The sequence below is a fragment of the Algoriphagus boritolerans DSM 17298 = JCM 18970 genome, from assembly GCF_900108085.1.
In the GTDB taxonomy this organism is placed as follows: Bacteria; Bacteroidota; Bacteroidia; order Cytophagales; family Cyclobacteriaceae; genus Algoriphagus; species Algoriphagus boritolerans.
Window position 1 is genome coordinate 13,971 of sequence record NZ_FNVR01000040.1, and the last position, 13,790, is coordinate 27,760.

The following is a 13,790-nucleotide window of genomic DNA, read 5'->3' on the forward strand; positions in this document are numbered from 1 at the left end:
AATATCAATGGCAAAGGGCAGATTCGGACTATTTAGAATCCAGACTTTCATACCCTTTCCAGTCGGTTGGGGGTGGATTTTCCAGGTAGCGTTGGGATCTGTTTGAGAAAATTTCGAATACGGGATCTTCGACATCCTGAAGTAAGCCCTTTGAGAAAATCTCGAAAGCCAAGGAGAAGTCTCGGCTGAAATAGGCCTCCATTCCTGTTTGAAGTAATTCTTTGGTAGCCTCCTTTTTTTCCTTTCGTGTAAGATCTTCAGCATCCAACACTTCATAAAGCCTTACTGCCATGGCTTTACCTTTGACAGCCACCCGGTCTACCATTCGAATGGAATACTTTTCGGGATTTTCCAGGGAATTAAATGTGTTTTCTCCGATTAGAAATTGAGTTCCATATACTTTGGTGAGTTGTTCGATTCGTGAGGCCAGATTGACTGTGTCTCCCAAAACAGAGCACTGCATTCGGTCATAGGCACCCATAGTCCCTAATACCAGGGGGCCTGTATTCACACCTATTCCCATTTTGAGAATCGGACGGTTCTTGGATGCGGAATCAAGGTTGAATTTTCGCAGTGCTTCGGCCATCTTTATTCCGGCATCTACAGCATGATGCGAAGGAACAGCGAAAAGCGCCAAGAATTCATCGCCTGAGTAGGAATCAATAAACCCCCCGGATTCTGAGATGTGTTTCCCGAGATGACTGAAGTATTCATTCAGCAATTCAATGACGGACTGAGGAGTGAGTAACTCTACCAAGGGGGTGAAATTGCGGATGTCAGAGAACAGCACGGTCATGTCCATAGACACTGACTCACCCAGTTTGACATCTGAAATATCCTTGTGTCCCAGATGTTTTAGAAATTGAATTGGGACAAAGTGCTGCTGAGCTTTCAGCAGGCTTTGTTGTTGCTCATAGATTCTTGCGTTCTCAATTGAAATTGCCGCTTGTGCTGCCAGTAGCTTGATGACTTTGACCCGATCTTCGGTGAAGGCACTGTGGGTTAAATTATTCTCCAGATAGACGGCTACTTTTCCTTGATTATGCGTAGAAAGAGGCACGCACATCATGGAGAGGGGGTTTTGATGGATCAAATAAGGGTCGGAGGAAAAGGAATTTTGTTCACGGGCATTGTCGATCACGATCGGTTTATTTGTCCGCAAGGCAGTGTTAATCAGGGATAGGGGTAGAATTGAGGCGTCTACTTTCAGTGTCGAGTAGGGAAGTTCAGATCCTTCGGGAATATCAGCATCAGTAAATGCCTGGATAACCAAAGCACCTTCTTTTTGCTCCACCAAAAATCCCTTTTTGGCACCTGCATTTTCTATCAAAATCTGCAATGTCGCTTTTAGAAGTTTGTCCAAGACCAATTCTCCTGAGATCATCTGAGAAGCTCGAAATACCGAACTCATATCCAAAAAGTCGGCATTGAGGGTGGTTGAACCTTGGGTCCCTAATTCATCCAGAGTTTGTCGGCTTGAATTTGTGGTGTTGTATTGGGCAGAAGTTCGGAAAATCGGATACCTTTTCTCTATTTCCTGAGTTTTGCGGTAGGCACCCCAGCGATAATACAAATAATGGGATGCCAGCAGATAGCCTTCAGCTGCTTTTTTCAATCCATTTTTGATCAGGAATTGCGCAGTCATTTCATTGGCCATGGCTTCGTCACGGATGAATCCATTCTTTTCGGCAAGTTGGATGGATTGCTCATAGAGACTCAGTGCTTCAGTAACTTTTCCGGATACAGCCATCAATTCGGCTTTCATTAAAAGGCAGAGGTGCTCAAAGTTTTCAGGGCAAGTCTGCGCCCACTTGGTCATTTTTTCCAAGCTCTCATGGATGGATAATAGGACGGATTCCTTTTCTTCCAATTCCAGAGTAGGGAGAATTTTGGCCTTTATTAAAAAAGAAACAATCTGAAATCTGACGGATTGTGGCAGTGACATCACGGAAGCCATCAGATTTTCCTGTTCCCTGATATGGGGAAGGGCCCCTTCAGGATCGTTATAGAGCAGGTGAATTTCGGCTTTATAGATGTGGTAATTGGCGATTCCAGTCATGAAATGCCGCTCCAGCATACCGCTGACACAGTCCATTTCATCAAAATTCTCATCTGTCAAAGAGAATTGACTTTTGGTGAGGCCTTGGAAGTTTTGTTGCATTTGCAGAAAAAGTGTCCCAGAATCGTAGGAATCCTGATACTCGCATTCCTTTACTATGACAAGTAATTTTCGCTGCTCACGGGAAGCTGTCTCCAAATCCAACGTGGGGTCCCAGATGATACAATCCTGTGCACTGTAGGCGAGATATAATAAGTCGCCCGATTGATAACCTGCTTTGATTCCTCTTTGAAACCATGCTGTCATGCTCGACCAGTGATTGCTCCAGTGATGGACAAACATGGTGTAGACATAAATGATCCTCGATCGTAGGGAAATATCGTCAAATCGCTCGATAAGATTAACAGCCAACTTGCCGTATTTGTAGCCTTCGGCCGGATTTTCAAAATACCCGGAAAGTAGCATGGCATACCCTGCATAGGCAAATGCAGTCTCGGGACTGTTGCCATATTTCAGCGCAATATTGACGGATTTTAAGACCAAGTAGGGAAACATTCTCCCAGATCCTGATAGGAAAGCTGCAGGAAAAATTTCCATCAGCAATTGGCTTGCGATTCTTGCTTTCTCGTCAGTGATTTGGGGATTATTAATGAGATCTGATACTGCTTTTCCGTTCAGGTTTTCGGTTACTAACCTGACTTCTTCGGTTACATTGGTTTCATCCGGAACTTGAATAAAATTGAATCCAAGAAATTCAAGTCCCTGATATGCGGCTTTAATGGATTCCTGAAGCTTGCCAATGGTGGCGTATTGCCTGGTTCGGGCGGCCAATACCAGCCCTTTTTCGATTGGTGTGCGGGCGTTTTTCAACATGATTTCAGTCCACTCGTCTGCACTCTGCCAATTTCCTGTAAGATAAAAACAGCTCTGAAGCTCCTCACTGAGTTTCCACATCAAGGTATAGTCAGACTCCCAGGAATCTGGATCCAACATTTCAAAACTGATTTTAAGGTAACCCAAGGCAGCTTCATACGCAGAGGAGTGTCTTGCCTTTATTCCAGCTTCGAGATTCAGTCTGGAAAACTTCTTTTTCTCTTCGGGATAGAGGACTAAATTTCTTCCTTCATTCAGGTGGCCGACCACATCCACCAATACCTCCTCCAGTTCCTTTGGAGTAATGTGAGATAATATCAGCCTCCCTATGGAAAGATGCAATGCCTGCCGTTTTTCCATTGGTATCATGGAATAGGCCGCCTGCTGCACTCTGTCGTGCTGAAATTTATAGGTAGGGTTTAATAAGTTGGAATTTGTATCGTCTGAATCCTCATTGTCGTCCGATTTCTCGTTGAAGGCAACACCTACATACTTATAGTTTTCATTCAAAGGAATAACCATATTGGCTTTGATCGCCATATATAGCTCGGATGCGGTAGTTTCCATACTGGCTTCCCGGATTATGGAAAGCGTTTTGAGGTCAAAAGTCGCTCCAATACAAGCGGCTAATTGGAGGATGTGCTGGGCCGATTCGGATAATCTATGCTGGCTGGAAACCAGAAAATCGATCACACTGTCACTGTTTTCAACATTACGGATAGCCACTATATCCCAATTCCATTCACCCCTGTTGAGATCAAAAAAGATCACGCCGCGGTCATGTAAATCTTTGAGTAGTTCGATCGTAAAAAATGGATTACCCCCGGTCTTTTCATAGAGCGTAGTACTCAAAAGTTCGGATCGTGAATGGTCACAAACCAAGGTGTCCATGATGATTTGATCTACGGCATCCTGACTTAAAGGCTCAAGTTGAAGTAATCCCACCTCTCGCTTTTTCTTAATCTCTTCCAATGTCAAAATCAGGGGATGAGAAGCATCTACCGCATTGTCCCGATAGGCACCAATCAGAAAAAGATGACCTTGTTCCTGCGCCGTGACAAGCCGATTGATCAGGTTGAGGGTGGGAATGTCACTCCACTGTAAGTCGTCCAGAAATATAACCAGCGGGTGATCCTCAGTGGCAAAAACCTTGACAAAATTGAGGAACAGGATTAAGAATCGATTTTGGGTTTCTGTGGGTGAAAGTTCCTGAACCGGCGTTTGGGTGCCAATGATTAACTCCAGTTCAGGAATCAACTCGACCATGAGTTGGCCATTGGTTTCCAAGACGGCAGCGATTTTTTTACTCCATTCGTCGAGTCGGTCTTTTGGTTCGCCGAGCAATTGTCTGATCAAGTCCCTAAAAGCACTTGCAATGGCCACATATGCTGCGTTTTGACGGAATTGATCGAATTTTCCGTGGATTAAATACCCACGTTTTTTTGCAATGGATCGTCCAAGTTCCTGTACTAGGACAGATTTTCCGACTCCTGAATAACCTGATACCAGACAGAATTCGACTGCGCCATTTGTTGTGTTTTCGAAGTAGGTTTCAAGTTTTAGGAGTTCTTGTGCTCTTCCATATAGCCTTTGGGGGATTTGAAAAAGCCTGGAAACATCGGTTTCAGCCAATTGGAAGCCGGTTGGATTTGAGCCGTTTAGGAAGTTTTCCTTCGCTTTTTCCAAATCTGACACCAAGCCAAAGCTGCTCTGATACCTGTCTTCGGCATTTTTTGACAGTAGCTTCTCAATGATGGCTGACACCATTCTTGGAATTGACGGATTAAAGGAGACCGCACTTGGAGGTTGTCGGCTGATATGACAGTGGACCCATTCCAAGGCGTCTTTGGCCTCGAATGGCAACTTTCCTGTGAGTATCTCAAAGAAGGAAATCCCGAGCGTGTAATAATCTGTACGGTAGTCAATATCCCGATTCATGCGACCGGTTTGTTCCGGAGCCATGTAGGGTAATGATCCCTCTATGTTATTCAGGATCGCCACATCCTGATGTTCTCTTGAGAGTTCTGACGCAGCACTGAAATCAATCAGTCTGATATCCAGAGTTTCGGGATCAACTAAAATATTCCTGGGTACAAGATCCTTGTGAACGATGGCTTTTTCATGGATTTTGCCCAATGACTTGACGAGTGGGATAGCAATACTGAAAAACTGATCCAAGGGTAAAACTTGGTTTGAAAAACCGGCAAGGTGCTGCGCCAATGAGATCCCAAATCGTTCCATCTCAATTGCGGGTTTTCCATTACCGTAACTGATGAGGGAATTTACTTTTATTACTTTTTCTTCCTGGAGATGGGAGATAATCTGATACTCTCTGCGGATGCTGGCCAGATGCTCTTTTTTGGGATATTGATCCAGCAGGGTTTTCAATACGACAGTTTCGTTGTCTTTTTTTCGCTTTGCGAGGTATAGTACGTGGGGAAAAGATTCTAGTATAATTTCCTCCACGACATATCCAGGGATTGGATCAGCCGGTAGTATGTCGTGGAGGTTTTTCACAGGTTAAAGATTGAAAAATTGTGCGATAGTTTTGTGATATTCTTCCTGTGCTTCATGCTTCAGGGGGTAACCATGGCCACAGAGGGCATGTTTGAATGAGACTTTTTTCAAGCGCTCAAAATCCTCAGGCTTGGGTTGACTTTCATGTAACCAGGCAAGTCCGAGTCCTGCTTTTTTGAAGAAATTCATTTTTTCCATCGTAGGGACTGTTTCTTCATCGAAGAATTGATCAGGTTCAACCCAGTTTTGTAGTGAATCGCAGGCAATCATGATCCCGCCTTCTCGATCCAGCCGGAGGATTCCTTCAGGTCTTGCTACAGTTTTGAATTCAAAGAAGGTGCAGTTACCGAAAGGCATTTCACCGCCTTCCCGGAGTTCCTTGTCTACAGTCAGTCCTTCCTGAATTCTCATTCCCGGCATTGCCCAAAATTTGGCCTGATAGCGATCTACATAAAAAGGATCATCAACGCCATGCATGTCACCGATACGGACCACATTTGTCACCTTGCCTAGCCGATCAAGTTCACTGAGTGCTGCATCATTCAGACGAACGGAATTGATAATCGTCAGATTTCCGTTTTCCCGCACGATAGTCATATTGCGACTAAATTGCCACATCGATCCGAAAAATTCGTTTTTCATGGTTCCGGTGACGAAAAAAACGTCCTTGAAAACCTCCTGTAAGGGCCCGTGGGGCATGGCTTCTTTGTATTGCTTCATTTTAGTATGTATTTAAGTTGTTTGGTTCGATCTGTTAAGAGTTTGAATTTTAGCGGGTAGAAGGCCCTTCGCCAACAGGTATTCCTGGGCAGGCATGAGGCGGAAGAACGCCTATAATAATCATTTTCCTGTGAATGTGACTTTCCTTGGAGTTCGCTCATTTTTATTGAATATCAGGATTTACTCCTCTTGGTCTGTATCGAAAATATAGCGCCCCGCATAGTTAAATTCTTTATTGTACTCATGGAGATAGGTATTTAGGTATTTTTTGCCCTGATCTGAGATATTACCTTTTATGATATCGTCAATGGTCTCATTTCCTGTACTGCTATCATGTCTTTTTAAATGAAAAAGAGTCATGTCTTTGCCTCCAAAAAGCCGCTCTATGATGCGCAGCTTGCTTCTTGCTTCACTCATATCGAACACTGCTCCTGCCAACGCTGTAAGTTTTGGGTTTTCGGATAAGCTCTTTTTGGTATAGTTAGGAAAATTACCTTCGGGAGCCTTGAATTCAGGATAAATAACCTCAGGTAACAATGACTGTTTACTTAGCTTGCTGATGTACGACTCACTCAGACCCGCTGCTCTGGCTCCATTTATTATGATATTTAGATAGCGTCGTGTAGGTAGGCAGGAGCCATCCAAATAATCGGGAAGACCCACATAGGCCCAGGCAGTCACCGGGCCTGTTTCAGTTTCCAATTTTACTTCGATCCTGTCGTAGGCAATGCCCAGGGATTCCATAGCATCCATGGAGGCTAATTGCTCGTCATGACAAAGGTGAACCATCCCTTCCACCAAATCATCGGGGTCTCCCGTGGATTCAATATTACCCATCCCGCCTTCGTGCCGAAACCAGTGCTGAACGTTGAACTTCAGCTTCCAGCCTTTCAGCATTGCCTTTTGAGATTGGATTGGATCAACACCCTTTGCCCGAAGGGAAATCAAATTGATGTTTGAGCCATATCCGAAATAGTAGAACATATTTAGGCTTTGAAATTGTAAGCGAGATCCTCCTGGGCCATGATTTTTTCAAAATCCGGATGATTAGTCCAGAATGTTTTTAAATCTTCCAAAATCTCCTCCGAAGTGCCATTGAAGTTTTCTGACATCCTCGATTGCCATCCTGTTGCGATCAAATCCTGCATCAGCACATTTTTCTTTTCCTCCGAAAATGGTTTGTCAGTGAAATAAAGGTATTGACTGGGATGGTTTGCGATCAGGAACGGAGTGATCGTGCCGTCGTCGTAAAGTTTGATTTTCAGGATATCAAGCGTCTTGGGCTTACAAGTGATTTGATCAGGAAACATGGCTTGAAGTAGGTCATGTACAGGAGAACCACAGGCGATGACGGGTTGGGTCTGGAATCCGTTGGATGTCAGCCTGGCCTGAAGCATCTTTTTGATGTAGGGACCAAAAGTTTGATTGAAAGGAGTAATTCCCTGCGTGTCCCCACCGGGAGCACCAATCGGCACGCAATCCACGATACTTTCAAACTTGGGGAAGTCTATGGGATCAAGTCCGTTGTATCCCAACAGGTTTTCCCAGCGCCGATTGGTAGGTGAAAAAATATAGTCGGAATATATAAAGGCCTCAATTGGTGGGAAGTGCAGCATTTGAACGGATTTTACCTTGCCCAAAGCAAGTCCCCAAGGAAGTATGAATTGCATGGGCTTGCCTGTGCTTTTGATTACTTCGTCCAGTTTTTCCTGATTTTGTTGGAGGATTTCCAAGGCCAATCCGCCAGCCGCAATGAACTCAGGGATAGCTGTGGAATACCTGCTTAGGTCATGATGTGGGCTTGAGATTTTGAGGTTATAACCTGTGTCAATTTTCCAGACTTTTGCCCAAGCTCCGAATAATCCGTCCCGCTGCAGGGTTTGATTGACGAAGTGTCCAATGAATGTTTCGAGGTTGGTCAAGCCTGAGGCTGATTTTTCCGATGTGAATGAAAAAAGCTGAGCCAGGAATTTTTCATCCCCCTCCAGACTAATGTCGATTGTGTTTTGCATCTTGCTGAAAATGAAGCGTTTTTAATTAGAAAAGGTATTTCATTTAGATGTTTTCTAAAGGAATCAAAAAATTGAACGTTTGGTTGTTGAATTTAGGATTAATTATAGAATAATTTACTTAATTTAAGTACTTGAATACAATTTTGATTGTTTCAGGGTGTTTTCCTGTATTCAATTTTCATTTTTCATTTTTATCCAATACCATGAGCACCTTTCTAATCAGTCGAAGTATTTCAGATGCACATTATCAAGTCTGGAATTTTAATTCAGGAACTTTTAGTCCTGTGTCCATTTCCAAAGATGCAACCTACGATCCCAGCCTAAAATTCGCCCCGATAGGTGGCTATTTGCTGGAATGGGGAAAAGGTATGGATGCAGTGAATGGCAAAAATTATACATATAAGCTTTTTGAATTTGATCCAAGTTCACCTGACCCACTCAAGGGAGAAGCAATCCAGCAGGGCGTTTGGTCATATAAAAAGTTTTGGGGTTACAGAGGACATTATTCGGATAATCCCAACGAACAAGCTGAATTGCCATTAATTTCGATGGGCAATTTTATGCTGTTTTTTGTAGGAGGAAAGGGGAGAGGCACTTATATGCTATACAATTTTGATCCCAATATTGAAAATCCCAATAGCTCAGATCCACTGCCTTCTACCTACACTCCTCAAGGAGGATTTCCCAAAATCCAGGCAGGTCACGAATTGATTTGTATAAACAACTACGTCATCGATCGGCATGGTGATGGTTCACAGGTGAGAATTTGGAGTTTTGATCCTCAAAATACCGTACCCCTTTCGGTTCCTGAGGTTTGGGGAGGAAACTGGTGTGGGGTAGATTCCAGACATCAGCTCGTTCCTATAGGTGATAAAATTCTTACCTGGATTCCCGGAGAATCGGACTATACGCTTTGGTCTTTTAGTCCAAAGTCAGACGTTCCCTTTAATGAAACAGCAACTGGCAAACTCCCGGATGCAATCAGAAACAGCTCTTCCCTGACAGCGGTCCTAAGTAGGACAGAAGCTGTAACCGTAGGAAATCCCCAGCCAGGAACAATGGATTACATGAGGACCAAAATCAAACATGTGGTGTATTACATGCTGGAGAGTAGGTCCTTTGACAATGTCTGCGGCTGGTTATATGAGAAGAATCAGACTGGGATCAATTTCATTGGTTCGGATAAGCCTTTTCAGGGAGCAAGCACCGAAAATTTCAACATGGATGGAGATAAGAAAGCATTTCAGTCCAAGTTTCACGATGGAAAACTGAGTGATCAGTGGGATCTTTCGGATCAAAAGCAGGATCCATTTCATGATAATTCTGACGGATTGCAGCAGCTGTTTTACAATAAATATCCCGGATACCCAAAGGCAAAACCGGATATGGGAGGATTCGTCCAAAATAATTCCAGTGAAGATGTCATGCTTACACTTACTCCCGAACAGCTTCCGGTATTAAACGGTCTTGCATCGAATTTTGCCATCAGTGATGAGTGGTTTTGTTCTGTCCCGGGAGGTACGGATATCAATCGGGCCTTTGCACATACAGGATCGGGGATGAATAGAGTGGATACCTGGGAAGGCGGAAGCATCTACCAGAACTGGAATCAATACCCCCATCGTCAATCGGTTTGGAAGGTACTTTGGAATAATGGAATCAGTGACTGGAAATTATACAATGCAATTGAGTGGACTGGTCACCCATTTACCTATCATTTATACTTGGAAGGACAAGTACCGAGCATTGATGCCAATAAGTCTAAATTCCTGGACAGTGTGGATAATTTTATTGCTCAGGCTAAGGCTGGAACCCTTCCGGGTTTCAGCTTTTTGGAGCCTATCTGGATCGCACCTGTCGGTACTTCTTCTTACCATCCAGGTGCCAGTATGGTCCCAGCAGAAGTAGCCCTTAATACTATCTATGAAGCCATAAAGTCCGGGCCCCACTGGGAGGACACCTTATTGCTGGTGACTTTTTCTAAAAATGGGGGAATCTACGATCATGTTGCCCCTCCCTATGCTGCTAAGCCTTGGCCAAACGACTGGGTAGATGGATTTGAGTTTGATTTGATGGGGCCGAGAGTTCCGGCTATCATGGTTTCCCCTTGGATTAAAAAAAATACGGTAATCAGGTCGGGAGTTGATATTCCATTTGATTCTACTTCTTTTGCCGCCACACTTTTAAATTGGTATGGGATTCCAAAATCAAGATGGGGTTTGGGGGATCGAGTGGATCAGGCGCCTACCTTTGAAGGAGTCTTTCAGGAGAGTGAAGTTCGCAAAGATTTACCCGCCTTTATACCACCGTATGATAAGGGATTTCCCAAAAAGTAAGTTCGAGATTAGCCTTATTGCAATCCCATGAATCGCCTTCAACCTATCGCAAACTTTCTTGTAATTCTTGTTTTTGGTGCAATAGTTTTAATTGAGGGGGCCTTTATTCTGGTCCCTTTGGTTTGGGGGGTGTTTTTTGCTTTTGCCTTAAATCCACTGTCTACCTGGCTCGAGCAAAAGCGAATCCCAAGGGGCCTTGCCGTATTTTTTTCCATTTTGTTGGTGGGATTGATTTCGTTTGGGATTTTTTACCTTCTTCTCAACCAAATGGTGGGTTTGATTAAGGAGATTCCGGAGATTGGTAACAATCTCCAAACGAAGTTGAGCCGCTACTTAGAAGAGTTGAGTTCATTGCTTGGGAGAGACCTCTTGGACCCGGCTAATGAGTTTTCTTTTTTGCCGACTGGGGACTTCAATCAGGCCTTAGTTGAGACCGGAAAATCAGTGACTTTAGCCGGTATCGTGCCGTTGTACACCTTTTTGCTGATTTACTACAAGGACTTTTTTATCGAATTCCTGATTCGGATTTCCTCAAAAAACAAAGACTTGATTCTCAATTGGGCTCAGGATTCCGGGCGTGTCATCCAATCCTACCTGGTTGGCATGATCAGAGTGACCGCTATTGTGGCTGTTTTAGCGGGAGTTTTCTTTTATTTCCTAGGGATTAAGTACTTCATTTTATTCGCAGCGTTCGTCGCAATTCTAAATCTGATTCCTTTTGTAGGTGTATTCATTTCTTCATTTTTTGTCATACTCTACGTTTTTCTCACGACTGATTCCTTGTTTTATCCGATTTTGACTTTCGCTGTACTTTGGGGGATTCAGCTTTTTGAAAATAACATCATTACACCCCTGGTGGTCGGGTCAAAGGTCAAAGTAAATGCCCTTGCCGTTATTTTAGCGATTCTGCTTGGTGGTTGGCTTTGGGGAATCTCCGGAATGGTTCTCTTTATTCCTTTAGTAGGTGTATTGAAAATCACCTTGGAAAGGAGTAATCGCCTGAGCCCCTATGCCTACTTATTGGGTGATGATATCCCGGTCACTGAGGAACTGGAAAACTTTTGGAAGCTTCTGCGAAATAAAGTCTTAAAAAAATAAATCTGATTATCCGCAGTTGTATCACGGACCTAATTTACTCTGTTTTTGGGGATGGAAGATCGAGGAGGCCTAATTATGATCCTTCATGGTAGATTTTGGAATTCTGATCTTGCTCTTGGCCTAAAAGCTAAAATATATAAAAAAAGCAGGCCGTTTGACCTGCTTTAAATCCTCGTGCGGATGAAAGGATTCGAACCTTCACACCCGAAGGCGCTGCCACCTGAAAGCAGTGCGTCTACCAATTTCGCCACATCCGCAAGGCTTTTTATTTCTGCAAATAAAGCAAAACTATAGCGTCAAAACTATGCCATGCCTTAAAAAAAAGTGTTTGTGGGGTAATTCGCTTTAATTTAATAGCCTTGAATTACAATCACTTCCATAAGTCAGTATTCTCTATCCCATTTTCCTTAGCTATAAAAACAGGGTCTTTTCCCGCTTTCCGCTGTCTTTTGTAATCTTCAAAAGCTATAAATGCAGGTTTTCTGAGCATCAGAATTGCAATGATATTCAACCAAGCCATCATACCTACCCCAATGTCACCCAAGGTCCATGCGATTTCGGCGGTTTTAATTGCTCCATAAAAAGTAGCTCCCAAGATGGCGAGTTGAAGAATCCGTACGGCCCATTTGGATGATTTATTTCGGGTGAGATAGCTGAGATTTGCTTCGGCAATGAAATAGTAGGCCATGATCGTGGTGAATGCAAAAAACAGCAGGGAAAATGCGATAAACCCTTTCCCAATGCTTGGAAAGTGTGTGCCGATGGCGTATTGAGTAAACTCCGGACCAAAGGGCACACCGGGGAGATTTTCTACAATAAAGCCCCCGTCTGGATTGATTACATTGAATTGACCTGTAAAAAGTATCATCAAGGCAGTGGCAGTGCAGACAAACAAGGTATCGACATAAACCGAAAATGATTGAACCAAACCCTGTTTCACCGGGTGAGAAACTTCCGCTGCTGCTGCTGCATGGGGAGCGGTCCCCTGTCCTGCTTCGTTGGAATAAATTCCCCGCTTCACACCCCAGGCTATTGCCATTCCGAACACTCCGCTGAAAGTTGCTTCCAGGTTAAAAGCTGACTTGATGATCAACGCAAATACAGCTGGCACTTCTGTAATATTCATGAAAATGATAATTACTGCCATGAGGATATAGGCCAATGCCATAAATGGCACCACAATCTCGGCCACTTTACTGATTCTTTTTACACCTCCTATGATGATCAGCCCCAAGAAAAAAGTGACGATCATTCCAGTGTAGTGTACCGGGATGTCAAACGCATTATTTACGCTGAGTGCGATGCTGTTACTTTGAACCCCCGGCAGAAACAGCACGGTACTTAGGATGGTAGCGAAAGCAAAAACCATAGCATACCATTTGATTCCGAGGCCCTTTTCGATGTAGTAGGCGGGTCCTCCGCGATAGACTCCATCATTCACCTCTTTGTATAGCTGCCCTAATGTGGATTCGATAAAAGCAGAAGATGCGCCCAAGAAAGCAATTACCCACATCCAAAAAATCGCCCCGGGTCCACCCATTGCAATCGCCGTAGCAACTCCGGCGATATTTCCAGTACCAACTCTCCCGGAGATGGCTATTGCAAATGCCTGAAATGAAGAAACTCCCTTTTCAGATGATTTCCCGTCAAAGAGCAAGCGGATCATTTCCCGGAAGTAGAAGATTTGGACAAACTTTGTTGCAAAAGAAAAATAAACCCCTGCGGCCAAACACAAAAAAATTAATGCATTACTCCATATTACACCATTGATTATATCAATTATATCCTTCATGAATTACGTTTAATTTTTTACAGAAAATAGAATTTTTCAGAGATCAAGTTTGAAATAGGGGCTAAGAACCGGAAAAATTCTCATAAACTTGATGAATGGGTTAGAAATTGACCTGATTTGAAAAGAAATAGATGTGTATCCGCACTGATGCACATGAATAGATTTGGGATATTTTGTATGCGGATACCTGTAAACAGACAACGGTCAACTGTCCACAGCAGCTTCAATTGGAACGCAATCCTACCATTATTTGGGTACGTTCAGCTAACCGAGTACACCTAAAAAAAAAATAGTCGAAAGTTGAACCCGGCTTAAAATTGAAAACATAAAAAAAGCCTCTGAATTTTCATTCAAAGGCTTTTAAAACTAAGTCGGGGTGGCAG

At 43.5% G+C, this 13,790-nt stretch carries 7 protein-coding genes and 1 tRNA gene; 2 read left to right on the forward strand and 6 right to left on the reverse strand.

From position 1 onward, the window contains the following. Positions 1 to 28: 28 nt before the first annotated feature. From C4S61_RS20080 to C4S61_RS20095, 4 genes are all read right to left on the reverse strand, one after another. Positions 29 to 5,449: an AAA family ATPase gene (locus C4S61_RS20080; RefSeq protein ID WP_103926576.1), complete on the reverse strand. Its 5,421-nt coding sequence runs from the start codon at positions 5,447 to 5,449 to the stop codon at positions 29 to 31. A gap of 3 nt (positions 5,450 to 5,452) precedes the next feature. Then, positions 5,453 to 6,169, reverse strand: a complete 717-nt coding sequence (locus tag C4S61_RS20085) for a hypothetical protein (RefSeq protein ID WP_103926577.1) — start codon at positions 6,167 to 6,169, stop codon at positions 5,453 to 5,455. Between the two features lie 180 nt (positions 6,170 to 6,349). Next, on the reverse strand, positions 6,350 to 7,153 hold the full coding sequence (locus tag C4S61_RS20090; RefSeq protein WP_103926578.1) for a gamma-glutamylcyclotransferase family protein: 804 nt from the start codon (positions 7,151 to 7,153) through the stop codon (positions 6,350 to 6,352). 2 nt (positions 7,154 to 7,155) lie between these two features. Continuing rightward, a complete protein-coding gene (locus C4S61_RS20095) occupies positions 7,156 to 8,181 on the reverse strand; it encodes a hypothetical protein (protein ID WP_103926579.1) in 1,026 nt (341 codons plus the stop codon). Positions 8,182 to 8,384: 203 nt separating this feature from the next. Between C4S61_RS20095 and C4S61_RS20100 the strand changes: the two genes are divergently transcribed. Both C4S61_RS20100 and C4S61_RS20105 read left to right on the forward strand, forming a co-directional pair. Beyond that, positions 8,385 to 10,517 (forward strand): alkaline phosphatase family protein, encoded by a 2,133-nt coding sequence (locus tag C4S61_RS20100; protein ID WP_103926580.1) that lies wholly within the window; start codon positions 8,385 to 8,387, stop codon positions 10,515 to 10,517. 27 nt (positions 10,518 to 10,544) lie between these two features. Then, positions 10,545 to 11,615 (forward strand): AI-2E family transporter, encoded by a 1,071-nt coding sequence (locus C4S61_RS20105; protein WP_103926581.1) that lies wholly within the window; start codon positions 10,545 to 10,547, stop codon positions 11,613 to 11,615. Between the two features lie 175 nt (positions 11,616 to 11,790). On the opposite strand, the gene C4S61_RS20110 is transcribed toward C4S61_RS20105, so the two are convergent. Both C4S61_RS20110 and C4S61_RS20115 read right to left on the reverse strand, forming a co-directional pair. Then, positions 11,791 to 11,872 (reverse strand) — tRNA-Leu (locus C4S61_RS20110). 113 nt (positions 11,873 to 11,985) lie between these two features. Further along, positions 11,986 to 13,407 carry an alanine/glycine:cation symporter family protein gene (locus C4S61_RS20115; protein ID WP_103926582.1) on the reverse strand — a complete coding sequence of 474 codons (1,422 nt, stop codon included), beginning with the start codon at positions 13,405 to 13,407 and terminating at the stop codon, positions 11,986 to 11,988. Positions 13,408 to 13,790: the final 383 nt, after the last annotated feature.

Excerpts from the sequence above, each read along its gene's own strand:
- C4S61_RS20085 (WP_103926577.1), bottom strand. The coding sequence starts at position 6,169 with ATGAAGCAATACAAAGAAGCCATGCCCCACGGGCCCTTACAGGAGGTT.
- C4S61_RS20115 (WP_103926582.1), bottom strand. The coding sequence starts at position 13,407 with ATGAAGGATATAATTGATATAATCAATGGTGTAATATGGAGTAATGCA.
- C4S61_RS20090 (WP_103926578.1), bottom strand. The coding sequence starts at position 7,153 with ATGTTCTACTATTTCGGATATGGCTCAAACATCAATTTGATTTCCCTT.
- C4S61_RS20095 (WP_103926579.1), bottom strand. The coding sequence starts at position 8,181 with ATGCAAAACACAATCGACATTAGTCTGGAGGGGGATGAAAAATTCCTG.
- C4S61_RS20100 (WP_103926580.1), top strand. The coding sequence starts at position 8,385 with ATGAGCACCTTTCTAATCAGTCGAAGTATTTCAGATGCACATTATCAA.
- C4S61_RS20105 (WP_103926581.1), top strand. The coding sequence starts at position 10,545 with ATGAATCGCCTTCAACCTATCGCAAACTTTCTTGTAATTCTTGTTTTT.